Below are 26,241 nucleotides of genomic sequence, written 5' to 3'. Positions count from 1 at the left end.
AAATTTTAGTATAACGGGGTTTTAAGCTAGAAAAAACAAAAATCCCCGAATAGATCCACTTTTTTTAAAGTGTCTACTATTCGGGGTTCAGTTCAGGAGGGACCTGTTCCCTCCTTTTACATTTTTAAGAGTTCCATTCAGAAACGGTTTTGTCTGAAGGAAGCAATAAAGTCAATATTCCCAGAACAGGCAAAAAGCCGGTGAATATGATCATACTGGTGAGCCCAAAAGTGTCTGCTATATATCCTAGAACAATGGAGCCGATTGCACCCATTCCAAATGCCAGGCCAACTGTCAGGCCCGCCATGGTACCAATTTTGCCGGGGATTAATTCCTGTGCATAAACTACCGTAACAGAAAAGCTGGACATTAAAATGAATCCGCCGAGTATCAGTAGAATAAATGCAACAGCAGATGGAACAAAAGGAATCAGGATTGAGAGCGGTACAGTGAGAATCATGGATAAAAAGATGACTGCCTTCTTGCCGAATCGATCTGCAAGCGGACCTCCGAAAAAGGTTCCCAGTGCTCCTGAAACTAAAAATGCGAATAAAAAGAGCTGAGCTTGCCCAATGGAAAACGAATATTTTTCAATCGCATAAAAGGCATAGAAATTTGTCATCCCGGAAATATACCAGGATCGGGCAAATATCAAAAAGAGAATGAGGACCAATGCCCCCCATACGGCTTTAGAGATTTTCTTGTTTGAATTGGCAGCTGATTGGTTTTTCTTGCTCAATGTTGATAGCTCAAGCTGAAGGCGCCCAGTATACCAGAATGCAATATAAATTAATAATCCTACCGCAATGGCTGCAACGACGGTAAACCAGGCAGCTCCCACTTGGCCAAGAGGAACAAGGATAAGCGCTGTTATAACAGGTGCCAGCGCCTGTCCAGTGTTTCCGCCGACCTGATAGATGGATTGGGCAAGGCCTCTGCGTGGACCGGCTGCCATATAAGCTACTCTTGATCCCTCAGGGTGAAAGACAGCTGACCCTAATCCAATGAACAGGACAGAAACAACAACCCATTCATATTTAGATGCAAATGCCAAACCTAAAACTCCAAATAAAGTAAAAGTTAATCCGATCGGCAAAGCAAAGGGCACAGGTTTTTTGTCTGTAGCCATTCCTATTACCGGCTGCATAATCGAGGATACCATATTTAAGGAAAAGGCGATCATTCCCAGCTGAGAAAATGTTAGTCCCATTGATTTTTCCAGTATTGGAAACATGGCCGGAATAACGGATTGGATCGAATCATTTAGTAGGTGGCAAATCCCGATGATAAAAAGAATTCGATATGCCGTTTCCTGCTGCGGCTTAGAAGAGGGACGGGCTGAAACAGCGGTCGTACTCATATTACAGGACTCCTTTATATTTAGGCTGTGTTAAATCTCATTATTGATTTTAGCACTCTCTTGATTGGTGCGGAAGGCGAGAGATCCCCCGAAAATGCTGTCGCATTTTCTTCGTGCGGTGTTTATTCGAGGACGCTAATTCAATGTACTCCGGGAAGAGCGAGTCAAAGGGAGACCCAGCAGGCGCAAGACGCCGAGGAGCATCGGACCGCCCGCGGTTCATTGAGTGACTGGAGCGAAAATCAAAAGGCAAGTTTAACAGAGCCTATATTTTTATAAATGCAAAAAACTTCGTGAAACTAAATATAGTGTACCGTATTCTTCAATCTTTAAAAATAGCTATTTTGATTTTATCTCTAATAATATATAATTGGGATTATTTAGAATGCTTTATAGTTGAAAATAGAAAGCAGGGGTATAGATGGAAAAATCTGTCGAAGCTTTAATGACGGTGGATATTCTTCACGAGTTTCTTCTAGCCTATTCAATGGATAAAAAGGATTACAAAAAACTTGGTGATTTTGAAAACTATGTGTACGAGGTTTATAGAAATGGAGAATCATATATTTTAAGGATTACCCACTCCTCCCACCGCAAGCATAAGGAGCTTTTAGCAGAAGTAGACTGGGTAAATTACTTAAATCAGCAGGGCGTAAATGTTCCGCAGGTTTTTCAATCAGATCATGGAAAGCTTGTAGAGTCGGTATCTGCAGAGGATGGTTCCTTTTTTTATTCCAGCGTTTTTTCAAAAGCGCCAGGTAAGCCAATCAAAGTCACCGCACCTGAATTTAATGAGAAACTTTTTGAAGCCTGGGGAAGGGCTATAGGAATGATGCATAAAGAAACAAAAACTTATACGCCGCCCTATAGTTCAGCCGACCGTATGCAATGGGATGAGGAGGAACTTCTTGATGTTGAAAAATTTGTCCCTGAATCAGATAAATTGGTAATAAATAATACTAAGGAACTCCTTAAGCAGCTGCAGTCACTTCCGAAAAACAAGGACACCTTTGGCCTTATTCATACAGATGTCCATTCAGGGAACTTTTTTTATGATGGCAGTGATATACATATTTTTGATTTTGATGATTGCTGTTATCATTGGTTCGCTTCTGATATTGCCATCCCATTGTATTATGCCCTTTTATACCGCTGCAAAGGAGATAATGTGGATGAAAGGTCGGCATTTGGCAAGTTATTTCTAGATTCTTTTTTAAAAGGCTATCAGGAGAAAAACCCTCTTCCCGAGGATTGGGAAATCCAACTGCCTTTATTTTTGAGATTAAGAGATGTGACACTTTATTCAGTTCTTTATAAGAAAATAGCACCAGAAGACAGAGACCAAAGTCTTTTGCTGATGCTGAAGCAAATAAAGAATAGGATTGAAAGGAAAGAATCAATCTATTAAGTCAGATATAAAAAGGTGCCAATCACTTTTGTGAAGGCACCTTTTCTATAATCCTATACATTATTCTTTATTTGCGTTGAGGGGCAAGAAGATATCCACTTGTGTACCCTTGTTTTCCTTGCTTGTTATAAAGATTTCCCCGCCAGAAGACTGGAGGATTCGCCTGCAGACAACAAGCCCAAGTCCGGTTCCCGTATCCTTCGATGTATAAAACGGATTAAATATTTTTTCAATCTCACTGTCAGGTATTCCGGAACCAGTGTCGATTATCTTCAGCTGGCACTTGGTTGGAAGCCTGTTCAGTTTTATGGTCAATTCTCCGCCGTTTTCCATTGATTCAAATGCATTTTTTGTTATATTCAGTATGACCTGTTTCATTTGGTCCTTCGTACAATTTACCATAACAGGCTCATCCGGCAAAGAAGATTGGAAATGAACATTGTGTAAATTTGCTTCAGAGATGATCAAAGGAACTAAATCCTTAATGATATTCCTAAGGTCAAGTGTTTCCGTTTTCTGGGCTGTCGGTTTCCCAAGGATTAAAAATTCACTGACAATTTCATTGATCCTGCTGATTTCATCGTTAATAACTGAAAAATAATACTGGTCCTGCGCGTTCGTGTACTTCTCACTTAAGAGCTGGATAAGCCCTTTTATACCGGTTAACGGATTTCTGATTTCATGGGCTGTGCTGGCTGCCAATGTACCTACCAGCTCAAGCTTTTGAAGTTCATTTTCTTTTTTTTCATTCTGAGCCTGCTTTTTCAGCTTTAAATATTTTATAAAGAGAAACAGGATATGGCTGATTACTAACATAACCAGTATAAATTGGGCTGCACCCTTAATAATTTCCCAAACATCTCTAGCTGGCAATTCAACATTTACACTCCAGGGAAGCCTATCTATCGGAATGGAAATGCTATTATGGTCGGAAAAAGAGGAGCCTCCATCCATATTGACGTCCATAATGGTTTTCCTATCAGAATTTAGTACGGATAATTTTGCATCAGGTGTAAGCAGCCTCATGATATTTTGGACATAGTCTACCCTCATATGTGCGACAATAATAGATAAAAGCTCACCGTCTTCATTCACTACCGGTTTTCCGATGCCAATGACTGTTTGTCCATTTGCTAAGGTTTCCTGGCTGTTTGAAATAATAATGTCCTTCGTTCTGGAAACCTCTTGTATATATTCTTTATCAGATAAATAAGAGTCCGTCAAAAATTGATTTGAACCTGTTAACACTTTTCCGTTGGTATTTAAAAGGTAGATCCCTCCATATCGAGGATCCATTTGATGGGCCTGCTTCAAGAGAGGCTCCAGCTTTTCGGGTTCAGTATTTACAGTCCCTGCAGTCAGCGATAACATCTCAAGTGTAGTGACCGTCTCGGAAATAAACTGGTCCCAGCTCCTCTGATGAATGGAGCCAATCCATTTTGCTTCTTCAAGCCTATCTTCATCGTTTTGCTTCACAGCGTCGATAAAGAAAAAAAAGCTGCCAATTAATGTGGGGATAATAACAACAATTACATATAAAAATAAATTTCCGTATCGACTGTTCATTTTATTAACTCCAAAGTTTTAAGGTTGATTTGTCCGCATCTATCCTGCAATATCAATATTATACCATTTTGTACCGATAGAGGTTTATTTCCGTCTCCACAATGATATTTTAATAAGTAAGGAGGGGTTTGATGAAAGCTGAAATTATGCTGTCCATTTTAGCTACAAGCGATATCCATGGCCATATCTTCCCTTATTTGTATGGTACGGGAGAGAATGCAGAGCATGGATTAGGCAAACTTGCAGCACTTATAAAGAAGGAAAGGGAACAGTCTGAGATTTCAATCCTTATAGATAATGGAGACCTGATCCAGGGCACGCCTTTAACTTATTATTATTCACGCTACTTAAGCAGCCAAAAAAACCCCATGATTCAAATATTAAATAAGCTGGAATATGATGCAGCTGTCGTTGGCAACCATGAATTTAATTATGGCAAGAGCATACTAGCGAGAGCAGTCAGTGAATCCAACTTTCCTTGGCTTGCAGCCAATATTTTATTTAGCTCCACGAAAGAAACCTATTTCGGACTTCCTTATAAAATAAAAACTTTTGAGAACGGCTTAAAAGCAGCAGTTATTGGGGTGACAACCCAGTATATCCCAAATTGGGAGAAAAAGCAGCATATTGAAAATATAACCTTTGAATCAGCTGTGTCCAGTTTAAAAAGATGGATTCCATATGTTCAAGAGGAAGAAAAGCCTGACCTGATTATCGTATCTTATCATGGAGGATTTGAAAGGGATCTAAGAACTGGCGAAAAAACGGAAGAGCAAACAGGGGAAAATGAAGCGTACAGGATTTGTACAGAAGTTCCGGGGATCGATGTGCTGATCACTGGGCATCAGCATCGTTTTCTTGAAGGGATAAAGATTAACGGAGTCGCTGTTGTCCAGCCTGGGTTTAATGGCCAGGCGCTTGCAAAGGTTACCGTTAAATTCAAAAAGAAACACAATGACTGGCTTATTGATGAGAAACGCTCAACTTTAATTTCCGCAAAAGAGGCTGCGGCAGATGAGGAGATTCTCCATATAGCCGGGTACTATGAATCAAAAACGCAAAAATGGCTGGATACAGTAATCGGAGAAATTGATGGGGATATGCTTATTAATGATATATTCGAAGCCCGATTAAAGGAGCATCCGCTTATAGAGTTTATTAACAAGGTGCAAATGGAAGCGGCAGGAGCAGATATTTCGTGTACCGCTTTGTTTCATGAAGGTGCACCTGGGCTCAGCCATCAAGTAACGATGGGGCAGATTGTTTCCAACTATATTTATCCTAACTCTTTGAGTGTCCTCAGAGTTTCCGGAAAGGACATTAAAGATGCTTTAGAGCGTTCAGCTTCCTATTTTGAGTTGAATGATGAAGGGCAAATTATCGTGAACCCTGACTTTTCATTTCCAAAGCCACAGCATTATAATTATGATATGTGGGAAGGAATTCAATACGTTATTGATGTCTCAAGAGCGGCAGGTGACCGGGTCAAAGGACTTCAGTATAAAGGCCGCCCAGTTGAAGAAGATACGCAGTATAAGGTAGTTATGAATAATTACCGGGCTGCCGGAGGAGGCGGCTATACGATGTTCAAGGATAAACCGGTAGTTAAGGAAATCCAAACGGATATGGCAGAACTGCTTGCCAACTATTTTTTAGAAAAGAAAGAAATAAAGCCGTCATTAAATCATAACTGGAGAGTATTGGCGGGGGAGTGACGACAGCAACTGGCAAATTGACAGCTTTCTTCCTGTTACCTATAATAATTTAGAACTATAATGATGAAATCACTACTAATTTAATGGTAAAGGGATTGGATATAATGGGTTCTGAAAAGATTGACCAATCGTTGAAGTTATTTATTGTCCTCTCTAGAGCTTACAGGGCAATAAATGAAAATGTAAATAAACTTATACAAACCTACGGATTAAATCCGACTGAGTTTGCTGTTTTGGAACTCCTGTATCATAAAGGAGACCAGCCCTTGCAGCAGATTGGGGGGAAAATCCTCTTAGCAAGCGGAAGCATCACTTATGTAGTGGACAAGCTTGAACAAAAAGGTTTTTTGAAAAGAGTAGCCTGTCCGAATGATAGAAGGGTTACTTTTGCGCAGATAACTGAAAAGGGAAAAGCGTTTATTGAAGATATTTTTCCTGATCACGAAAAACATATCCATTCATTGATGTCCGAGCTTACTGAAAAGGAAAAAGAAACTGCCATCGAATTATTAAAGAAACTTGGCTTATCGATTTCCAATGAGAAATATACAGAAGCCGGCGAATAACCAAAACAGCCTTAATTGGCTGTTTTTTATTTTGGATATGCTGAAGCCAATTGTTGATTGGTGCGGAAATCAACAGGCAAGTTTAACATTGCCTTGTTTTTAATAACTTCCGGAATATTTAATTTCAGAAGGAATTAACTAAATATTGTCGAAATAGTTTAGTGGTTTTTGAAATGGTTTTTACATACAAGGGGGGCAATAAAATGAGGTTCGAAGAATATACATATGTTCGGCCGGAATTAGAGAAAGTTAAGGGACAATTCGAAGCAGCTCTTGAGAAGTTTGAGCGTGCGGCTACTGCAGAAGAGCAAAACACGGCAATGAAAGAAATAAATGAAATTCGCAATGATATCGGCACGATGTTTAATCTTTGCTATATCCGTCATTCTGTCGATACAAATGATGAGTTTTATAAAGCTGAGCAGGATTATATGGATGAAATTCAGCCGGAAGTGGAAGGGTTTGTTACAAAGTATTATCAAGCACTGGTTAATTCCAAGTTTCGGGCTGAGCTTGAAGCAAAATGGGGGAATCAGCTATTTTCGCTTGCTGAGGCGCAGCTAAAGGTTTTCTCTCCTGAAATTGTTCCTTTCTTGCAAAAGGAAAATAAGCTTTCATCCGAATATACAAAATTAATTGCCTCCGCAAAAATTGATTTCGAAGGTGAAGAGCGCACACTAGCCCAATTGGAGCCATTTACTGAATCCACTGACCGAGAAATGCGGAAAAAAGCCAGCGAGGCCCGTTTTGGATTTTTAGCAGATAATGAGAGCGAGCTGGATCGCATTTATGACGAACTGGTAAAAGTCAGAACAGAAATCGCACTTAAACTTGGCTATAAAAACTTTGTTGAGCTAGCTTATTTCCGTATGTACCGTACAGATTATAATGCTGAGATGGTTGCCAAATTCCGCAGGCAGGTGGAAGAATTTATTGTACCAATTGCCACCAAGCTGAAAGAGCGTCAGAGGGAACGCATCGGTGTTGATAAACTTAAATACTATGATGAAGGTTTTCAATTCAAAACAGGCAATGCTGTACCCAAAGGGGATCCTGATTGGATCATTGAAAAAGGACAAAAAATGTATGATGAGCTATCCAATGAGACAAGCGAATTTTTCACCTATATGAGAGAAAATAATCTCATGGACCTGGTTGCCAAGAAGGGCAAAGCGGGGGGCGGCTATTGCACCTATATTGAAAACTATAAATCTCCGTTCATTTTCTCTAACTTCAATGGTACTTCAGGAGATATTGATGTTCTTACTCATGAAGCAGGTCATGCTTTCCAGGTTTATTCAAGCAGTCATTTTGAAATACCTGAATACAATTGGCCAACCTATGAAGCTGCCGAGATTCATTCCATGAGCATGGAGTTTTTCACTTGGCCATGGATGGATGGTTTCTTTAAGGAAGATACGGAGAAATATAAATTTTCTCATTTAAGCGGCGGCTTATTATTCTTGCCATACGGAGTCTCTGTTGATGAATTCCAGCATTGGGTTTATGAAAATCCGGAAGCAACACCACAGGAAAGAAAACAGGCTTGGAGAGAAATCGAAAAGAAATATCTGCCGCACAAAGATTATGATGGGAACGTGTATTTGGAAAATGGCGGTTTCTGGCAGCGCCAGGGCCATATCTATAATTCACCGTTTTATTATATCGATTATACACTTGCACAAATTTGTGCCTTCCAATTCTGGAAGCGTTCCAGAGAGAATCAGGAAGAGGCATGGAATGACTATTTAAAACTATGCCAGCTTGGCGGAAGCAGGCCATTTACAGGGCTTGTAAAAGAAGCCAGCCTGATTTCCCCATTTGAAGCGGGCTGTGTAGAGTCGGTTATAGGGGAAATAGAAAATTGGCTGAACTCAGTGGATGACAAGAGCTTATAACAAGAAAACAGCAAGGCGCAGACCTAGGAAAAACGCTGACTAAAAGCGCCACGTTCTGTGGCAACGTCTCCCCTGACCTGCATCCTCTCAAAAGCTGCCGTTTTTGGTCGTGCAAAAACATTGGCTGCGGGAGCTATCCTTTTGGAGCTAGACAATTATCGAAGTTCTAAGTTATAATTTCCTTTTTTTAAAAAAAAGAGCCGGAAAATTAATTCCGGCTCTTTTCAAACTCACAATTAGCTGATCGTTTTAATGATGATTTTCTCGTTTTCAAGCATAGCTTGAAGTTTGCAGCTGCCGCCATGGTCAATGATGAAATCAGCTATTTTGTCTTCAAGCTCATCCTGGATAACCCTTCTTAATGGGCGTGCACCAAAAGCAGGGTGGTATCCATCTTCGGCCAATTTCTCCTTGGCTTCCGGTGTTATAGTCAGCTCAATTTCTTGTTCTTTTAATGTTTCCTGAAGGTCATTTAGCATTAAGTCGACAATTTTCAATAGATGTTCTTTTTCTAATGCTTTGAATTCAATAATGCTATCAAAACGATTCAGGAATTCAGGTTTGAAGAAACTTCCAAGTGAGTCGAGAATGCTTGATTCTTTTACTGCATCAGTAGTCCCGAAGCCTACGTGTATTTCTTTATGGCCCACTCCGGCGTTGCTCGTCATAATAATGACGGTATCCTTAAAGCTTACAGTTCTTCCCTGGCTGTCTGTCAGGCGTCCATCTTCAAGGATCTGCAGGAACATGTGTTGGACATCAGGGTGCGCTTTTTCAATCTCATCCAGCAAAATAATGCTGTATGGGTTTCTGCGGACCTTCTCTGTCAGCTGACCTGCTTCCTCATGTCCGACATACCCAGGAGGTGAACCGATGATCTTGGCTATGCTGTGTTTTTCCATATATTCACTCATATCGAGCCTAATCATATTTTCTTTGGAACCGAATAGCTCCTCAGCAAGCGTTTTGGTTAATTCTGTTTTACCAACCCCTGTTGGTCCTACAAAGAGGAAAGAACCAATTGGACGATGCTTTGATTTCAGTCCTGCACGGCTTCGGCGAATGGCTTTGGAAACTTTTTTTACTGCTTCTTGTTGGCCAATTACCTTTTCAGCAAGGCTCGCTTCAAGGTTTTGCATTTTTTCCTGCTCACCTTCTACAAGCTTGCCGACAGGAATGCCGGTTTTCTTTTCGATGATCTCCTGAATATGGCTTACTTCAATAGCTGGACGTTCAGCCTTATTATCTGTATTTAATGCATTTTGAAGTTTTAATTCTTCTTCACGAAGTTTTGCAGCCTCTTCATATTTTTCTTCTTTCAAGACAAGCTGTTTCTGTTTGCTGATTTCTTCCAGGCGCTTTTCAATGTCTTCAGCTGGCGTATAGCCAGATTCAAGATTCCTTTTGGAACCTGCTTCATCCATTAAATCGATTGCTTTGTCAGGAAGGAATCGATCCTGGATATAGCGGCTTGATAATTGCACACAAACCTTAATAGCTTCATCAGTAAAAGAAACTTCATGGTAATCTTCATATTTCTTCTTAAGTCCCATTAGGATTTTAATCGCTTCATCAGTTGTTGGCTCTTGTACTTGAACCGGCTGGAATCTGCGCTCCAATGCAGAGTCTTTTTCAATTTGGCGGTATTCTTTTAAAGTGGTAGCACCAACAACTTGAAGTTCCCCTCTTGCCAGTGCGGGTTTTAAAATATTGCCTGCATCCATTGACCCTTCGGCTGAACCAGCCCCTACAAGCAGATGAATTTCATCGATAAAGAGAATAACATTCTTGCGTGCCTGCAGTTCAGAAATCAATTGCTTCATGCGTTCTTCAAATTGGCCGCGGATTCCTGTGTTTGCAACAAGAGATGCAACATCAAGCAAATAGACTTCCTTATTAAGAAGCTTATTTGGCACGCTGCCTTCAGAAATTTTTGTTGCAAGCCCTTCAGCGATAGCCGTTTTACCCACCCCAGGCTCCCCGATTAATACAGGATTGTTCTTGCTTCTTCTATTTAATATTTCAATAACACGATTAACTTCTTCATCTCTTCCTATGACTGGATCAATTAAGCCAGCTTTGGCAAGCTGAGTTAGATTTCTTCCAAATTGGTCTAAGAATCCCCCATTTCCACGGGTTTTGTTAGGCGCTTCTTTTAATGGGGAATGTGATAAGTTTTCATTTCCTTGAGCGGAAGACATCTTTTTAAAGAAATCCTCTAAAGGCATCTGGCCAAAACCTGAAAAGCCATTCAAAGCCGGTCCAAAGGAAGTAGGGCTTTTTTGCTTTTCGATTTGGTAACAGCTGTGGCAAAGATATAAATGGCGCTCATTTCCATTTACGTTAAGATTCAATTGTACATTAGCTTCTTTTGTTTGACATTTTTGACAAAGCATTTAGCATACCTCCATCATTTATTGATTTGACTTTGACTATCTTTGACTTTATGAACTTATTATATTTTGACCTTTATTGACTTTCAAGTATTTTATACTGGTATTTTTTAGTAGCTTAAAATTTATTGTGCCCTTCCTAAACGAGGTTTTCAGTATTTATTATAAAAAGCTCGTCTTTGTTTGTCCCGGCCTTCATATATTGGAAGTGAAGGAGGAGATTGAGTGAGAACAAACTGGGGGGCGGCTTTTCAGATCGCTGCCGTTTATGTGGGAACCGTGGTGGGAGCGGGCTTTGCAACTGGAAGAGAGATTGTGGAGTTTTTTTCCCGATTTGGTTTTATCGGCTTAGTAGGCATCTTAATGAGCGGCTATATTTTTATTTTTCTGGGATCAAAATTAATGCGAATCTCCGCCCGTATAAAGGCTGCGTCATACCAGGAATTAAATGAATACCTTTTTGGCAGATTTTTTGGTTCTGCCATTAATATATTGATGTTATTTATGCTTTTGGGTGTTTGTGCAGTGATGTTGTCCGGAGCTGGAGCAGTTTTTGAAGAGCAGATTGGGATCAGCAAAATGGCTGGCCTTTTCATTACAATAGGGTTAACGATCATTACAATGATAGTAGGTATACGCGGATTATTCGCTGTGAACACATTTGTTGTTCCGATGATGATCGCATTTAGTTTTATTTTGATGTTTATCAGTATGAGGCTTCCCAATTTTTCGGAACAGGTCATGTTTATTCCATTTGCTGAAGATGGATGGAAAGCGGTTGTCGCTCCTTTTTCTTATACGGCTTTAAATCTGACATTGGCCCAGGCTGTTTTAGTGCCTGTCGCTTCGGAAATAAATGATGACCGAACGATTAAATGGGGCGGATACCTAGGGGGAGCAGCGTTAACCATTATCCTTATTTCAAGCCATTTAACTCTTGTCATGCTCCCAAATATCGAAGCTTATGATATCCCTATGGCTGCTATCGTAAAAACATTGGCATCATCAATTTATTGGATATTTGTTTTTGTGATCTATGGTGAAATTTTTACTTCCGTTATTGGCAATGTTTTCGGGATCGAGAGACAGATCAAAAAGTATATTTCTCTGCCGAGTATTGTAATTGTCAGTGCCATTTTTGTGATTTGCTATTTTATAAGCCTGATTAATTATGGAACATTGCTTTCTTACTTATATCCTATTTTCGGTTATGTCAGCTTAACCTTTATTATTCTTTTATGGATGAAGCCATTTGATGGAGATGAAAATACTAAAAAGGTATAAATTTAGGCTCAATTAAAATTGCCTGTTGATTTCCGCTCAAAAAGCTCAGCGAACTCCGCGTCGGTCCGACGCTCCTCGGCGTCTTGCGCCTGGGGGCTCCCTCTGCCCGCAGGACATTGAACCACATCCTCGAATAAACACCGCATACAGGAAATGCGAATGCATTTTCGAGGAGTCGTGCCTGCCGCTTCAATCAAACATAGTGCCAAAATCAGCAATGAGCTTTAACATAGCTTAACTAAAAAAGAGATCCGGCTTTGCCCGGATCTCTAAATCTGTTTATTATTTTAGCGGTTCCTCTTTCATAATTGTCTTTGCCATTTGAAGGAATGCTTCTTCATGATCAGCATCTTCTTTTGTGTAAAGAGTCAGCTTAAGGGAAAGATCATCCTTTTTAACAAGATAAGCTGAACCCTTTTGGCCATTTTGTTCTGCCTTCATCACAGTTGCATCTTTAAAAAATTCATCGGCGGGCGCTTCAGCATTTTGCACGTCTTCGCTAACAGCACCTAATTGTGCTTTTGTATTTTCTTCAATCATACTCCAGTCAGCATCTTCAGGCAGGAGCTCTATACGCATGAACACTTGGTCATTTTCCGTAAAGAAAAGGACATCTTTATTTGGCTCCTCTGCTGTCAGTTCATATCCAGGAAGAACATACATAGAATAGTTCTGATTGTCGCTATGCTTAAGGAAGGCTGTATCTTCCTTTGTTTCACCATTGACTGTGTAGCTCATATTCTGTTCGAGAATCCTAATTATGCTATCCCCTTCTTCAGATGTTTCTTCTTCTGTTGCATCCTCTTCTTCAGTTTGATCCTGCCCATCCGTTGCTTTTTCCTCATTTTGAATAGGTTCAGCTCCATTGGCAGATTCATCCTTGGCATTTTGGTTAGTCCCGCAGCCAGCAAGAATAGCCGCAATAAATCCCAAAATTAACATAAATTTAACCATGATTTTCATTTTGTGTTCCTCCCATTGTTCACTTGAAGCACTTCTACATAATTAGACGTAAAGGGAATTAAAGGGTTACATAAATATTCCTATTAATTAGTACATTACCATTTCTGCAAAGTATCGACAAGACTTAACAAGAGCTAATTCATTAAAAAACAACCCGCTAAATGGGTTGTCCAAAAGAGAAATATATTTATTTAAATGGCAAAATTACAAACATAAATAAGTCAAAAATAAGATGGGATACAATCACAAGCGGAATGCTTCTCTTCCAGGCATATAGCCATCCCCAAAATAGACCTGCAATGAACGCGGCGAAAGCGAGCATCCAATAGCCCGAATATAAATGGACGGAAGCATAGAGGATAGAGGAAAGAACAATTGAGAGTGTAACATTCGCATGTTTCATTAATCTTTTTTGTACAAATCCCCTCCAAAAAATTTCCTCACCGGGAATAATGATCAATATCAGCACAATATAATGCCAAAGAAGTGAAGGTGAAAAACGTCCATAGAGCTTGTCAACCTGATTTAAAAATGGCAAATTTAGCAAATCAATTAAGCTGTAACCAAGCCAAAAAACCCCATACAAAAGAACACCTGAAAGCGCTCCATATGCAATAAAAGTTCCAAATGAAACCTTATCTTCCACTTCTTCCATTATAATCGAAAAGCTGATAAGAAATAAAAGGGCAGCAGAAAATATATACCAAAATATAGATTTATCCTGAAATGTAAAATACATAAGCAGATGCGCTATAAACAACCCGCCTATAAAACGAACATCTGCGGCAATATTTTTCAATGTTATAACCCCTTTCAAAAAAAATAGCCAAACCTTATTTTAACAAAAAAAATTAATAAAAAGTAAGGAAATGATTTCTTTGAACATGTAAATATAAAATGAACTTGAAATGCTTATCCTATGGTTATGAGAAAGGGGGTAACACAAAATGACGAAATCTAAAAGAGAGAAAGAGCGTGCCTGGACTGTGAGGAAACAGGATCAGCATCCGCATGGAAAAGTGAAGTCATTGAAAGAACTTTCAGGGGAAAAGGAATAGTCATTCAAAGCCTCCCGGTATTGGGGGCTTTTGACGATTTGAGGTTCCGCCTCTTAGTAGTAGAACTGTCAGGCTGCACCCTGATAATATTGAAAGTAACAGAGGGAACAATATGGAAAAGAAAGCATTGATACTGGGCGCCACTGGACTCATTGGCTCACATCTTGTCAATGAGTTAATTGAAAACGGGCAATATAAGGAAATAATACTGCTGGCAAGAAGAAAAACAGATCATGATCATCCGGGAGTTTAAAACAAAAATCATTGACTTTAACAGAATGGAGGATCATTTCAATGAATTTAAAGACAAAGATGTATTTTGGTGTCTCGGCACTACCAGAAAGAAAGCCGGCAGTAAAGAAGCTTTCCAAAGAGTGGATTATGAGTATCCCCTGTCAGCAGCACAATTGACTGCCAGGGAAGGGGGGAAGAAATTCTTTCTTGTTTCAGCAATGGAAGCCGATAAGGATTCTCCCTTTTTCTACAATAGGGTAAAGGGAAACCTGGAGGAAGACATTAAATCATTGCCTATCCCCTCAATATACATATTCAGGCCTTCTTTATTAATAGGTGACCGGGAAGAATTTCGTTTTGGTGAAAAAATGGCAGAGTGGCTTTTTAAACCCCTGAATCCTCTCCTAAGGGGGAAAATGCTGAAATATAAACCAATTAAAGCTCAGAAGGTAGCCAAGGTGATGACTTCTCTTGCCCAAAAAGAGGTAAAAGGAATACACATACTTGAATCAGATTCAATGCAAAAATAAAAAAGCAGCAAAGCCAGCTGCTTTTTTTTGTATGCGCTTCTCAAAGAATGCGCTTTCATTTTTTGTTTTTATACTGCAGATTCCTTTACTACTCTATAGTTTTTATGATTTACAACCGTTCTTTGATCTAATTCGAGATCACGGTAGTTGTCCATATAAGTTAAGTCTACTATTACGGAATTTTCATTTACTTTCTCCACAATTCCCTGTAATCCATCACGAAATTCAATAATATTGCCAACCTCTGCTTTCTTCAAAAATCATCTCTCCTTTTTTTGTCAATTTCTTTAGCTGTTTAATAACAGTTTGCACTATATCGTAAAAAGCGTAAAGAATTTTGAATTTATTTGGTTTATTATTTTCTGAAATAAAAAAATTCAGGTATCAGGTTGGTAATATTATACCAGATAAATAATTTTTTTACATTAAAATTATTAAATATTCAGAAAAAGGTAGTCGTTAATCGAGTTATCATGGTTCCTCCCTTTAAAAATGAAAGCAACTTATATATGATATAAAAGTAGGAATAGAAAGAAGGAGTTAATGTCATGAAAGAGGAACATATACAGGAAGTTTTAGATCAATTAAAAGAAGGAATCATTTCAGAGTACTACGTTTCCAAAGAGGATTTTCTGCCATTTCGGAGTGTGCTTGTAAAGCGCGAGGATTTCAAGCATTTCCGTGGAATAGCCCAAAGAGGCGGCCATGCAATATACCATTATTTAGAATCTCCTCGCAGTTAACTTTATGTTTAGCTGTATTTTAAAACGGGAAGTGAATATATTTAACCAGATGTTTGAAGGTTCTGCAAACTGGACCATTAATTACCTGGTGATATAGGATTCTCTTGCTGGTAGCCTGATAGTATAGAATTCTATCAGGAGGAGTATATATGAAGAAACAGTTAAAAAAAGCGGCCGCTGCATTGTTGGTGGGCGCAAGTCTATTTGCATTCCAGGGAGAGGCTTTTGCAAGTATACATAACGTAAATAAAGGAGATACTTTATGGAAAATCAGCACCCAATATGGTGTGCCAATTTCTGAAGTACTGATGCTTAACAATCTGAATTCCCATTTGATTTATCCGGGCCAGTCTATTAAGCTTCCGGCTACAATCACACAGGCTGAAAAGAATCTGCTGGCACAGCTTGTGCATGCTGAAGCAAAAGGAGAGCCGTATGCAGGCAAGGTTGCTGTTGCAACAGTGGTATTAAACAGAGTGGATTCACCTGACTTTCCTGACTCTATTAAAGAAGTAATCTACCAGATTTCAAATGGCTATTATGCTTTTACGCCGGTAGCTAATGGAGAAATCAACCGCCCAGCTAACAGTGAAGCCATGAAAGCTGTGAATGAGGCGCTCGCTTTCAGAGGGAAAGGAAAAGGATCCTTATTCTTTTACAATCCGCAAACAAGTACAAGCAAATGGATTTTATCCCGAGAAGTAACGACTGTTATTGGCAAGCATAGGTTTGCTAAATAAAAATTTTACTGAAAAGGCACTTGAGCATCTCAAGTGCCTTTTATTTATACCTGCATTGATAAGGGAATAGAGGGTTATTAGTTTTGGGTATAAAAGCAATATAAATGAACATGAAGGGAAAGTGGCGATATGAGCAATTTTAAAGGGAAAACCGTCATTGTGACTGGGGCTGCAAATGGAATCGGCAAAGGGATTGCCGAAGGCTTCGCTGTTAAAGAGGCGAATGTCGTTATCGCAGATATCAATGAAGAGAAAGGGAAACAGCTTGAGGCAAGTTTGAAACAGCAGGGGTATTCCAGCCTATTCATTAAAGCTGATGTAAAAGATGAAACCGAAATAACCAGGTTGATGGCTAAATCGCGTGAAGCTTTTGGTTCAATTGATGTCCTGATAAATAATGCTGGAATTTCGAAGTTTTATTCTTTTTTTGATATGACAGTAGAGATTTGGGATGAAGTAATCAATACAAACCTTAGAAGCGTCTTTCTGTCCACCAGGGAAGCAGCAAAAACAATGAAAGCCGGCTCATGCATAATCAATATTTCTTCCACAAGAGCAGAGATGTCAGAAAGCAATACAGAAGCCTATTCTGCATCAAAAGGTGGAATATTAGCGATTACCCATGCTTTGGCAAGAACGCTTGCAGAAAAAGGAATCCGCGTAAACTGCATTAGCCCCGGATGGATTGAAACAGAGGATTATGAAGGGCTTAGGGAGATTGACCATAAGCAGCATCCAGCCAATAGAGTAGGGAAGCCTGCAGACATAGCCAGAACCTGTCTATTTCTGGCTGATCCAGAAAATGATTTTATAACAGGAGAAAATTTCACGGTCGATGGGGGAATGACGAAAAAAATGATTTATGAACATTGAGCAGGTTACTTGCGCAGCAAGACAATATTTAGCAGAAAAACCGCGCCAATAAAAAGAATGCATAAAAATATTTGAAAAAACATCTGCTCTCCTCCTGCCTTTTTTAACAAGAGTAAACAAACTTTTTTAAGAGGCTATAAATCTGGTGTAAAGATAACGTGAATAAATATTAATAGGATGAAAATAGTAACAAGCGCCCTGTTCAAAATGGTTCTTTTTACTCATATTCTTTTATTGCTTTAGAGCATTTAAATGTGGGTGGGGACCTTATGGGAATTACAATGATTAAGATTTCAACTGTGTATTTCGCGGCTGGTGTCATGCTGGGGTATTATATGTCGAGTACTCATTCATATTTATTAGCGCCTTTCCATGTCCATATTAATTTACTTGGCTGGACATCTCTGACTCTTCAGGGATTCTTTATTATTTGTTTCCGTCTTTGGCTGAAAAGAATGCAGGGAAATGGCATTTTTGGCTCCACAATATCGGGCTTCCAATTATGATTCTTTCACTTGCAATGGTACTTGTAACAGAGAATAATGCATTTCTGCCGGGAACTGCTATTGGACCTATAATTACGTCTGTTGGAATCTTCATATTTGTTTAGAACATCCTGAAGAATATAAAAGCTGCATAGAAGAAAAAAATATGCCCGGGCGGATAAGCCGGGCGTATTTTTTGTTCTCTGTGTTAAAGCTTATTGTTGTTTTTGCTACCCTGTTGATTGGGTGGAAGACGCGGGACTCCAGCGGGAAGAGCGAGTCGAAGGGAGACCACAAAGGCGCGAATGCGCCTAGGAGCTCCTGGACCGAGCGCGGTTCGCTGAGTCCCTGGAGCGGAAATCAACAGGCAAATATAACAGAGCCTTTGTTTTAGGAGATATTCAGTCCGGGGGGGGGGGGCTTTTTACTGTTTCGTATTTAAATTATAGTATAATTTTTTTGAGTATTCTTTCAATGTATGGATAATTTCACTGCGGGTTTGTTCATCTTCAAGGCCGTTAAAGCCATAAATAGATTTGGAGCCGACAGACTTTTTCCAGATTGGTTCACCAAGCATTCTGATTGATTTTGCATCTAAGTTGAAACTAATTTCCATAAGGTATTGGTTTTCATCAATGGAAATGTCCATAGGAGATTTAAACTTGGTTCCGTTTGGGCTGATATCCATAATGGCTGCAGGAAAGCTAGGGGTTTCTTGCTTCTTTCCATTCATATGGATAATTTTTACTTCAGCTTCCAGCGGAGTCTGAAATTGAAACCGGAAGGCTTCTTCCCTTTTATATCTCATTAGTATCACCGTGTTTCTAAATATGTAATTATTGTAATGGGAGTAATTATTTAGTAAAATCATACCACTTGAGAGAAAAAATGCAATTAAAAATAGCTTTTGAGCTATTAATAAAGCTAGATTACAAGGGGGACAAAAATGGAAATCGGAGCAGCCGGTGTATTGATTGCTTCTGGAATGAATCTTTTTAAAACACTATTTTTTGGCATTCTAAAAACAATCATTTGGAGAAATTTGCGGCGAAGCTTCAGGTTGGCCGGTATGAGTTTGAAAGCTTATCTGATTGGATGGGGCGAATAGGGTTAAAGGACTGTGACAGGATAATAATTGTTTATGAGAAGGTCCGTTACAGCACTTCTGAAGATCACGGCAATTTTAATGAGTTTAAGCAGGAAGTCGAGAAAAAGAACTCAAAGAAATAAAGAAAAAAATTGTTCAAGAGGAGCGTGCCAAACAAAAAAGCAGCTTCACTAAAAAAATATTTAAAAAATAGCATGAAGTAAAGTCTTATTCCACATGGGAAGGATTTGCTTTTCTTTTGATAGGAAATGGCACATAGCTTTTGTGATTAAGTGGATATCATACTGGGTAAAGGGTGAGGAAAAGGAGATGTCTATGAATAGAATTTCTTTATTTGCAATAAGGAACCTTCGCTATAAAGACATTCTTAACGTATCTTCCATTGAGATTAAGGCAGGGAAGGTTACATGTATTATGGGAGAAAGCGGTGCAGGAAAAACCACATTGCTAAAAATGATGAACAAGATGCTTTCCCCGGATACAGGTGAGATATATTATAAAGGTACCTCATTGGAAGATACAGATTCCATCCAGCTTAGAAGAAAGGTAATCATGCTTTCGCAAACTCCTTTAATTTTTCCCGGCACGATCAAAGAAAACCTGCATATTGGATTTAAGCTGGCGGAGAAAGACCCAGTGGAGGATAAGGCTCTTGAGCAGGCTATACATAAAATGCAACTCGAAAAGGAACTGAATGAAGATTCCGGCAATCTTTCAGGCGGGGAGAAGCAGCGATTGGCATTGGCAAGGGTTCTACTGATGGAAGCTGAGGTTTATCTGCTGGATGAGCCTACTTCCGCATTGGATGAAAAAACAGAATTAAAGGTTTTGGGTAACTTCATAACCGAAGCCAAAAAAAAGCAGGCTTCTATTATTATGATTACTCATTCAAAGAAAGCAATCGATCATTTTGGGGAGGAAAGGATTGATTTGCTCAAGCTGCAGGAGAAGGTGAAATTTTAAACCAGGGGGGGCAGCTATGGAGAACAGCGGAATCATAGATATAGAATTTTGGAGGCTTATATCAGCTTATGTCTTCGTCCTTTTGCTCATTTTTATTTTTAGAATGAGAGGGATTGCACGTGAAAAAAAACTCATGATTGCTACCTTCAGAATGACGCTGCAGCTTGTGATTGCAGGCTATGTTCTAACCTATTTATTCGAATTTTCATATCCGGCATTAACCTTGGCTGTTATCATTATTATGGAGAGCTTTGCAATCTATACCGTTTTTAAGCAGGCAGGTATGCCGCTTCCAGGAAGCTTGAAAAAAACAATCGCCATTTCCATGGTTACAGGTACATTTTTTTGCCTGCTCTTTTTTAATTTTGTCGTTATTAATTTTAAACCGTGGTATGAACCCCGTTACTTTATTCCAATTGCCGGGATGGTCATCGGAAATTCGATGACCGGGATTACACTGAGTGTAAAGGAACTTCTGCAATCACTTAAAAGACAAAGAGATATGATTGAAGGTGCATTAATGCTTGGTGCTGATCCAAAAGCAGCGGTTAAGCCATATGTTGACCATGCCTTTGATTCGGCTATTTTGCCGACAATCAATAACATGCTTGGGATGGGCATTATCTTTTTGCCGGGAATGATGACGGGGCAAATCCTTTCTGGGGTGAGCCCGTTATTGGCGATTGAATATCAAATTGTCATCTTGCTTGGCATTCTTGGAAGTGTAGGATTATCTGTGATTATTTTTATTCTTTTGGCTTATAAAACCTTCTTTAATCAAGATGCACAATTTTTGCCTGAAGGAAAATAACATTAAAGGGGTGGATCCCCTCACTTGCAGCATTTCACTCTTTTCCCCCGCATATATTTTAAGCATCAATAAATAAAGGCGGGATAAAAAATGAATTTGGAAAAAGAAAGAGCGAACAGAGTGAAATGCCTATCGGATGATATTTTGGAGAAATTAATGGAAGACAATATTGCTTATAACCCGGAAGACTTAAAGAACGTAATCGAAATGCTGGCACGCTCGGTTGCGGACCTTGTTAATATTTATACCGGCAAAGAAGAAGATCATGCAACAGCCCTGAAAGGCACCATTTCAAAAATGAGAATTAGCTACAATATTTTGCACTATAAAGAAAAAGCGAAAACGTTGCGAAAGCGGAATAAGTATCATCCCGTTATAAGGAAAAGAAACTGAATAGGAACTAACATTTACTGGTATGAGCTAAAAGACAAGAAATGATTGGAAAATGAAAGCGTTTAACTGAAAAAAGTGTGAACAAACCCGAAAAATTAAGGTTTTTTCATTGTCTAAATGTATCTGAAATGCTATTCTTTTGTCTGAGATGTAAGTTGTCTGATGACTTAAATATTTGCCGGGAAAATTTCCCGATTACAATACATGAATAAATGGCCATTGGAAAAAATAAAACAGCATATAGGACAGAAAGATCCCGGCATGATTTTAATAATTTCTTCCTGCTGCTGTTATCGCAAATATTTTTCCGGTTCCGCGCTTTTTTAAGTTAGTGGGGCAACGCCTTGCACATCTTAACTTAATTTAAAATTTATTTTATAAGAAGGAGATTGATCCAATATGGTTCAAAAACAATTCAAAGTAACTGCAGAAACAGGAATTCACGCTCGTCCGGCTACAATGCTTGTACAAGCAGCAAGCAAGTTCGATTCTGAAATCCACCTGGAGTACAAAGAAAAGAAAGTAAACTTGAAATCAATCATGGGTGTTATGTCTTTAGGCGTTGGACAAGGTGCAGATATCACGATCATTGCTGAAGGCAACGATGAGCAGGATGCTCTTAATAGCCTTGAAGAAACATTGAAAAAAGAAGGTTTAGCTGAATAATGAGCTTTTTAAATGGAATTGCGGCATCAAGCGGTATCGCAATAGCTAAAGCATACCGTTTGGTAGAGCCGGATCTTTCTTTTGGCAAAAAGACAGTAGAAGATGCTGCACAGGAGGTTGAACGCTTCCAGGCTGCCTTAACTGCATCTAAAGGTGAATTAGAAATAATCCGCGATAATGCCCATAAAGAGCTTGGCGCCGATAAAGCGGCTATTTTCGATGCTCACCTGCTGGTCCTGAGCGATCCGGAATTAATCTCGCCTATTGAAGATAAAATTAAGACCGATAAAGTCAATGCTGAATCCGCTTTAAAAGAAACAGCAGATATGTTCATTACAATGTTTGAACAAATGGACAATGAATACATGAAAGAACGTGCTGCGGATATCCGTGACGTAACCAAACGTGTACTTTCCCATTTACTTGGCGTTCAAATTGCCAATCCAAGCATGATAGCTGAAGAAGTGATCATCATTGCTGAAGATTTGACTCCTTCCGATACGGCTCAGTTAAACCGCCAATTTGTTAAAGGGTTTACAACTGATATTGGAGGCAGAACTTCGCACTCTGCCATCATGGCCCGTTCCATGGAAATCCCAGCTGTTGTGGGCACAAAGGAATCAACGAAGCAAATTAAAAATGGCGACCTAGTCATTGTGGATGGATTAAAAGGCCTTGTACATATTAATCCTACTCCAGAGGCAGTAGCTGAGTATAAAGAAGAACATCGCAAGTTTGAGGAGCAAAAGGTTGAGTGGGCCAAGCTTGTTAACGAAAAATCAGTTTCTGCTGATGGCCACCATGTTGAATTGGCTGCCAACATTGGTACTCCAAAAGATCTTAAAGGTGTAATTGGAAATGGCGGCGAAGGCATAGGCCTTTACCGTACCGAATTTTTATATATGGGAAGAGACCAGCTTCCAACTGAAGAGGAGCAGTTCGAATCCTATAAAGCTGTCCTTGAAGGCATGGAAGGAAAACCGGTTGTTGTCCGCACATTGGATATAGGCGGGGACAAAGAGCTTCCATATTTAAATCTTCCAAAGGAAATGAACCCATTCCTTGGTTTCCGTGCAATCCGCTTATGTCTGGAAGAACAGGATATTTTCCGGACTCAATTAAGAGCTTTGTTAAGAGCCAGCTCTTTTGGAAACCTGAAAATCATGTTCCCGATGATTGCTACACTTGATGAATTCCGCCAAGGCAAAGCAATCCTCGAAGAAGAAAAGCAAAAGCTTGTAAGCGAAGGAACAAAGGTTGCAGACCATATTGAAATTGGGATTATGGTCGAAATTCCTTCAACTGCAGTTATGGCTGAGCAATTTGCAAAAGAAGTCGATTTCTTCAGTGTTGGAACAAACGACTTGATTCAATACACTATGGCTGCAGACAGGATGAATGAGCGTGTATCTTACCTTTACCAGCCGTATAACCCAGCGATTTTGCGATTGGTTAAAATGGTAATCGACGCAGCTCATAAAGAAGGAAAATGGGCTGGCATGTGCGGAGAAATGGCTGGGGACGAAACAGCGATCCCATTGCTTTTAGGATTGGGGCTTGATGAGTTCTCAATGAGTGCTACTTCAATATTGAAGGCGCGTTCCCAAATCAGCCACCTTAACCAAAAGGACATGCAAGCACTGGCAGAAAGAGCGCTTCACATGAATACAGCCGAAGAAGTAGTACAAGCTGTAAAAGAAGCAACAAACTTGTAATCAAACTGAAATAAAATAAAAGTTTTAAATAAGGTTTCCCGGGTAAATAAGAAGTAAGCACTTAGGTAAGACTTAAGTAAGCTGATCATTCTCATTTTCCCCCCTTTTTAAGCCGGCCTGGCAAAGGCCGGTTTATTTTTTATCCTTCTCGGGATGAAGCAGAAGATCAGACTTAAGAATGAAAGTATTCACTTCTAATGATTGTTATCCCTCCTTTAAAACTCCCCTATAATTAGGTTATAAATTGGAAAAGGAGAGATGGAAAATGATTACGATGATAATCAGCTTTCTGTTTCATGATCGATATATAAGCATGAAGGAGAAGCAGACCAATGAGTTATATGAAAAACAAAGCTCCTTTTTAAGCCGCGTACTTCATTAAAGTCCTAAGCCAGGGCTTTTTTTTTATTCTTTGCAAAGCCCTAAAATAATTTTTTAGAATTGGGGTTTATTGTCAGTCCCGAAAGGAAAAGGTAATGAAAAAAGGAGGAATTTTACATGAAAAAAAAGAGTTTGACTTTGCTTCTAACTGCTTTGTTGACATTTATGCTTGCAGGATGCATGCAGGACTCCCAGCAGTCGATAGTCAACAGTCACGCTGAAGCCTTGCTGACTAAAAACAACGAGCTGCAATTCCGCTTTAAAATTAATGATAAAATCCTTTCGGAAGAAGAGTTATACAAAGTTAAAGTATCCATACATAATGAAAAACTGGCAGCAGCACTGGGCACGGATGAAGTCGTTTATGGGGAAGACACCATCATTGACGGTGAATACATTGAAGTAAACAATGAAAAGGGAAATTTTATTTTTATGAATCCAATTCCTCTTAATGAAGACTTACATGTATTTGAAATAGAAGACATGATTGTTAATGAAGATGCCGTTTCGGTGGAAATCATAAATGATGATGAAGTAATCGCACGAGCATTCTTAAATAACTTTTCTTCCCAGCTATAGAGGGCTGATCAATAAATTCAAAAACTACTATAGCATATTTTTAGAAAAGCGTTTACTTAGGCCCATTTTGGGTATTATAAAGTACGCGCATGAAATTGGGGATGGACCAGGCATTTGTCTGGTCTTTTGTCGTGTAGGGACCTTTTTTATTTTAAAAGGGCAGAAGAAGTGCTAGAATTAATATTAAAAATTCAGATACTTTAAAGAGGAGAGGGGTCAATAAATGATTTCACCAGAGAATACAGTTGTCGGCTTTATAGGAACAGGAGTAATGGGCAAAAGCATGGCGGGCCATCTTCTAAAGGCCGGATATCCATTAGTTGTTTATACCAGAACCAAGGAAAAGGCATCAGATCTATTAGAGAGCGGGGCTGAATGGGCAGAAACGCCATTGGAGGTTGCACAAAAAGCAAATGTTATCATTACCATTGTCGGTTATCCTGCTGACGTAGAGGAAGTGTACCTTGGGGAAAATGGCATTATAACGAATGGCAAGGAAAATACATATGTAATTGACATGACGACCTCAACACCAACGCTTGCTAAAAGATTATCTGAGGAAGCTGCCAAAAAAGGTATGCAAGCTTTGGACGCTCCTGTTTCAGGCGGAGATATTGGAGCTAAAGAAGCCAAGCTTTCGATTATGGTTGGCGGAGACAGGGAAGACTTCCTGGCAGTCGAATCCATTTTCAATCTCCTTGGAACAAATATTGTATATCAAGGTAAAGCTGGCTCCGGGCAGCATACAAAAATGTGCAACCAAATCGCGATTGCGTCAAACATGATAGGAGTCTGTGAAGCGGTCGTGTACGCCGAAAAAGCCGGTTTGGATCCAAAAACTGTTCTGCAGAGCATATCTTCGGGAGCAGCAGGCAGCTGGTCATTATCAAACCTCGCGCCAAGAATGATTGATGGCAACTTTGAACCGGGCTTTTATATAAAACACTTTATCAAAGATATGAACATCGCCCTGGAAGAAGCGGAAGCAATGGGCATGATGACACCAGGCCTCGCGCTTGCGAAAAAAATGTATGCCCAGCTCGCTGAAAAAGGCGAAGAAAACAGCGGTACACAAGCATTATACAAATTTTGGAATAAGTAACACGGCCAGAAATCATTGGTAATCAGAGTTAATGCATAAAGCCCTCACATTCACTTCAAAATAATAAAGAAGATGAAAAAGGGGGTTAGGCTGTGGCTAAAAGGACAAAGAAAAACGATCCTCAGCAAAAAAATAAAAAAGGCTTCGATTCGGCTGTAATCGATTCCGAATTCTCACATGAATTCGGCAGCGCGGATACAAACAAAATTCATAAAGATAAAGCCAAAAAAGAAAAAGCACCAAAAAATAACGGCCAATATAAAGGGCAATAATAAAGAAGGGCAAGCAGCGGGATGCTTGCCTTTTTTATGTGATTGAAGAGCGCGCTGCTGAACAAGAGACTTCTTGGAATCGCGCGTAAACGAGTTATACTCGTGCACAAAGTTTGCGATTCCGTGCGAAACCAGGTCAATAGCACTCGTTAAAGCTGACATCCCGCGCGCAAAAGAGCAGAGGCCAAGCGGAAAACAAAGGAACCCGCGCAGAAAAGGAGAGTCCGCGCGAAATCAGGTCAACAAGGCGCGCAGCCATCACTCTGAGGACAAAAAAAGTTTGCCGCGACCCAATTAATTAAAATCACAACGCAAAAAGGAGTGTTATCACGCAATCCCCATAAAAAACGCCGTAATACTTTCCCGAAAGGACGCAAAAAAGATCATCACGCCGCAATTATCAATAATCCTGACATAATTAACCTAATTCACGCA

General features: G+C 39.6%; 27 protein-coding genes and 1 pseudogene. 21 read left to right on the top strand and 7 right to left on the bottom strand.

Annotated features, from left to right (window positions below; genetic code table 11):
* Positions 1 to 124 precede the first annotated feature (124 nt).
* Positions 125 to 1,360: an MFS transporter gene (locus DFO73_RS24865; protein ID WP_110067371.1), complete on the bottom strand. Its 1,236-nt coding sequence runs from the start codon at positions 1,358 to 1,360 to the stop codon at positions 125 to 127.
* Positions 1,361 to 1,781: 421 nt separating this feature from the next.
* Here DFO73_RS24865 and DFO73_RS24860 point away from each other — a divergent pair, with 421 nt between their 5' ends.
* Positions 1,782 to 2,768, top strand: coding sequence for a phosphotransferase enzyme family protein (locus tag DFO73_RS24860; RefSeq protein WP_110067370.1), 987 nt, complete (start codon positions 1,782 to 1,784; stop codon positions 2,766 to 2,768).
* Between the two features lie 60 nt (positions 2,769 to 2,828).
* On the opposite strand, the gene DFO73_RS24855 is transcribed toward DFO73_RS24860, so the two are convergent.
* A complete protein-coding gene (locus tag DFO73_RS24855) occupies positions 2,829 to 4,334 on the bottom strand; it encodes an ATP-binding protein (RefSeq protein ID WP_110067369.1) in 1,506 nt (501 codons plus the stop codon).
* A gap of 131 nt (positions 4,335 to 4,465) precedes the next feature.
* Here DFO73_RS24855 and DFO73_RS24850 point away from each other — a divergent pair, with 131 nt between their 5' ends.
* The 3 genes from DFO73_RS24850 to DFO73_RS24840 all read left to right on the top strand — a co-directional run bounded on the left by DFO73_RS24850 (position 4,466) and on the right by DFO73_RS24840 (position 8,513).
* Entirely contained in the window at positions 4,466 to 6,049 is a 1,584-nt protein-coding gene (locus DFO73_RS24850; RefSeq protein ID WP_110067368.1) for a bifunctional metallophosphatase/5'-nucleotidase, read from the top strand.
* A gap of 104 nt (positions 6,050 to 6,153) precedes the next feature.
* Positions 6,154 to 6,615 (top strand): MarR family winged helix-turn-helix transcriptional regulator, encoded by a 462-nt coding sequence (locus DFO73_RS24845; protein WP_110067367.1) that lies wholly within the window; start codon positions 6,154 to 6,156, stop codon positions 6,613 to 6,615.
* 203 nt (positions 6,616 to 6,818) lie between these two features.
* Positions 6,819 to 8,513, top strand: a complete 1,695-nt coding sequence (locus tag DFO73_RS24840) for a M3 family oligoendopeptidase (RefSeq protein ID WP_110067366.1) — start codon at positions 6,819 to 6,821, stop codon at positions 8,511 to 8,513.
* Between the two features lie 236 nt (positions 8,514 to 8,749).
* Here DFO73_RS24840 and DFO73_RS24835 read toward each other — a convergent pair whose 3' ends face one another.
* Entirely contained in the window at positions 8,750 to 10,909 is a 2,160-nt protein-coding gene (locus tag DFO73_RS24835) for an ATP-dependent Clp protease ATP-binding subunit (protein ID WP_110067365.1), read from the bottom strand.
* 222 nt (positions 10,910 to 11,131) lie between these two features.
* Between DFO73_RS24835 and DFO73_RS24830 the strand changes: the two genes are divergently transcribed.
* Positions 11,132 to 12,190, top strand: a complete 1,059-nt coding sequence (locus DFO73_RS24830) for a YkvI family membrane protein (protein WP_110067364.1) — start codon at positions 11,132 to 11,134, stop codon at positions 12,188 to 12,190.
* Between the two features lie 282 nt (positions 12,191 to 12,472).
* Here the strand turns inward: DFO73_RS24830 and DFO73_RS24825 are convergent, their stop codons facing one another.
* Entirely contained in the window at positions 12,473 to 13,153 is a 681-nt protein-coding gene (locus tag DFO73_RS24825; protein WP_110067363.1) for a hypothetical protein, read from the bottom strand.
* A gap of 187 nt (positions 13,154 to 13,340) precedes the next feature.
* Positions 13,341 to 13,952, bottom strand: coding sequence for a CPBP family intramembrane glutamic endopeptidase (locus tag DFO73_RS24820; protein WP_110067362.1), 612 nt, complete (start codon positions 13,950 to 13,952; stop codon positions 13,341 to 13,343).
* A gap of 148 nt (positions 13,953 to 14,100) precedes the next feature.
* Between DFO73_RS24820 and DFO73_RS29015 the strand changes: the two genes are divergently transcribed.
* From DFO73_RS29015 to DFO73_RS24810, 3 genes are all read left to right on the top strand, one after another.
* A complete protein-coding gene (locus DFO73_RS29015) occupies positions 14,101 to 14,211 on the top strand; it encodes a DUF6254 family protein (protein WP_019381647.1) in 111 nt (36 codons plus the stop codon).
* A gap of 112 nt (positions 14,212 to 14,323) precedes the next feature.
* The gene (locus DFO73_RS24815; protein WP_110067361.1) at positions 14,324 to 14,464 is read left to right on the top strand and encodes an NAD-dependent epimerase/dehydratase family protein; all 141 of its coding nucleotides are present in this window, start codon (positions 14,324 to 14,326) and stop codon (positions 14,462 to 14,464) included.
* Complete coding sequence (locus DFO73_RS24810) at positions 14,445 to 14,975, top strand: hypothetical protein (RefSeq protein WP_110067360.1); 531 nt, start codon at positions 14,445 to 14,447, stop codon at positions 14,973 to 14,975. The genes DFO73_RS24815 and DFO73_RS24810 overlap by 20 nt, the downstream gene beginning before the upstream one ends.
* A gap of 68 nt (positions 14,976 to 15,043) precedes the next feature.
* Here DFO73_RS24810 and DFO73_RS24805 read toward each other — a convergent pair whose 3' ends face one another.
* Positions 15,044 to 15,232, bottom strand: a complete 189-nt coding sequence (locus DFO73_RS24805; protein WP_110067359.1) for a YkvS family protein — start codon at positions 15,230 to 15,232, stop codon at positions 15,044 to 15,046.
* A gap of 291 nt (positions 15,233 to 15,523) precedes the next feature.
* Between DFO73_RS24805 and DFO73_RS24800 the strand changes: the two genes are divergently transcribed.
* The 4 genes and pseudogenes from DFO73_RS24800 (at position 15,524) to DFO73_RS24785 (ending at position 17,941) form a co-directional block, all read left to right on the top strand.
* The gene (locus DFO73_RS24800) at positions 15,524 to 15,718 is read left to right on the top strand and encodes a hypothetical protein (RefSeq protein ID WP_110067358.1); all 195 of its coding nucleotides are present in this window, start codon (positions 15,524 to 15,526) and stop codon (positions 15,716 to 15,718) included.
* A gap of 149 nt (positions 15,719 to 15,867) precedes the next feature.
* Positions 15,868 to 16,458: a cell wall hydrolase gene (locus DFO73_RS24795; protein ID WP_110067357.1), complete on the top strand. Its 591-nt coding sequence runs from the start codon at positions 15,868 to 15,870 to the stop codon at positions 16,456 to 16,458.
* A 129-nt stretch (positions 16,459 to 16,587) separates the two neighbouring features.
* Positions 16,588 to 17,331, top strand: coding sequence for an SDR family NAD(P)-dependent oxidoreductase (locus DFO73_RS24790; protein ID WP_110067356.1), 744 nt, complete (start codon positions 16,588 to 16,590; stop codon positions 17,329 to 17,331).
* 269 nt (positions 17,332 to 17,600) lie between these two features.
* Positions 17,601 to 17,941, top strand: a pseudogene (locus tag DFO73_RS24785) (cytochrome-c oxidase).
* Between the two features lie 299 nt (positions 17,942 to 18,240).
* Here DFO73_RS24785 and DFO73_RS24775 read toward each other — a convergent pair.
* On the bottom strand, positions 18,241 to 18,624 hold the full coding sequence (locus tag DFO73_RS24775; RefSeq protein ID WP_110067354.1) for a hypothetical protein: 384 nt from the start codon (positions 18,622 to 18,624) through the stop codon (positions 18,241 to 18,243).
* A gap of 138 nt (positions 18,625 to 18,762) precedes the next feature.
* Between DFO73_RS24775 and DFO73_RS28905 the strand changes: the two genes are divergently transcribed.
* The 9 genes from DFO73_RS28905 to DFO73_RS24735 all read left to right on the top strand — a co-directional run bounded on the left by DFO73_RS28905 (position 18,763) and on the right by DFO73_RS24735 (position 25,806).
* Positions 18,763 to 18,924 carry a hypothetical protein gene (locus tag DFO73_RS28905; RefSeq protein WP_181396125.1) on the top strand — a complete coding sequence of 54 codons (162 nt, stop codon included), beginning with the start codon at positions 18,763 to 18,765 and terminating at the stop codon, positions 18,922 to 18,924.
* Between the two features lie 315 nt (positions 18,925 to 19,239).
* Positions 19,240 to 19,887: an ABC transporter ATP-binding protein gene (locus tag DFO73_RS24770; protein ID WP_110067353.1), complete on the top strand. Its 648-nt coding sequence runs from the start codon at positions 19,240 to 19,242 to the stop codon at positions 19,885 to 19,887.
* Positions 19,888 to 19,903: 16 nt separating this feature from the next.
* Entirely contained in the window at positions 19,904 to 20,698 is a 795-nt protein-coding gene (locus DFO73_RS24765; protein ID WP_110067352.1) for an ABC transporter permease, read from the top strand.
* 90 nt (positions 20,699 to 20,788) lie between these two features.
* Positions 20,789 to 21,091, top strand: a complete 303-nt coding sequence (locus tag DFO73_RS24760; protein WP_110067351.1) for a hypothetical protein — start codon at positions 20,789 to 20,791, stop codon at positions 21,089 to 21,091.
* A gap of 399 nt (positions 21,092 to 21,490) precedes the next feature.
* Entirely contained in the window at positions 21,491 to 21,757 is a 267-nt protein-coding gene (locus tag DFO73_RS24755) for a phosphocarrier protein HPr (RefSeq protein WP_026583099.1), read from the top strand.
* On the top strand, positions 21,757 to 23,472 hold the full coding sequence (gene ptsP, locus DFO73_RS24750; protein WP_110067350.1) for a phosphoenolpyruvate--protein phosphotransferase: 1,716 nt from the start codon (positions 21,757 to 21,759) through the stop codon (positions 23,470 to 23,472). Before DFO73_RS24755 ends, ptsP begins: the two co-directional genes overlap by 1 nt.
* Before the next feature lie 498 nt (positions 23,473 to 23,970).
* Positions 23,971 to 24,432 (top strand): hypothetical protein, encoded by a 462-nt coding sequence (locus tag DFO73_RS24745; RefSeq protein WP_110067349.1) that lies wholly within the window; start codon positions 23,971 to 23,973, stop codon positions 24,430 to 24,432.
* A 223-nt stretch (positions 24,433 to 24,655) separates the two neighbouring features.
* On the top strand, positions 24,656 to 25,534 hold the full coding sequence (locus DFO73_RS24740; RefSeq protein ID WP_110067348.1) for an NAD(P)-dependent oxidoreductase: 879 nt from the start codon (positions 24,656 to 24,658) through the stop codon (positions 25,532 to 25,534).
* A 92-nt stretch (positions 25,535 to 25,626) separates the two neighbouring features.
* On the top strand, positions 25,627 to 25,806 hold the full coding sequence (locus DFO73_RS24735) for a hypothetical protein (RefSeq protein ID WP_110067347.1): 180 nt from the start codon (positions 25,627 to 25,629) through the stop codon (positions 25,804 to 25,806).
* The last annotated feature ends 435 nt before the right edge of the window (positions 25,807 to 26,241 follow it).

The sequence above is a fragment of the Cytobacillus oceanisediminis genome, from assembly GCF_003182355.1.
In the GTDB taxonomy this organism is placed as follows: domain Bacteria; phylum Bacillota; class Bacilli; order Bacillales; family Cytobacillaceae; genus Cytobacillus; species Cytobacillus oceanisediminis_A.
The sequence above is the reverse complement of the archived record's forward strand: the minus strand, read 5'-3'. Positions and strand labels throughout refer to the sequence as shown.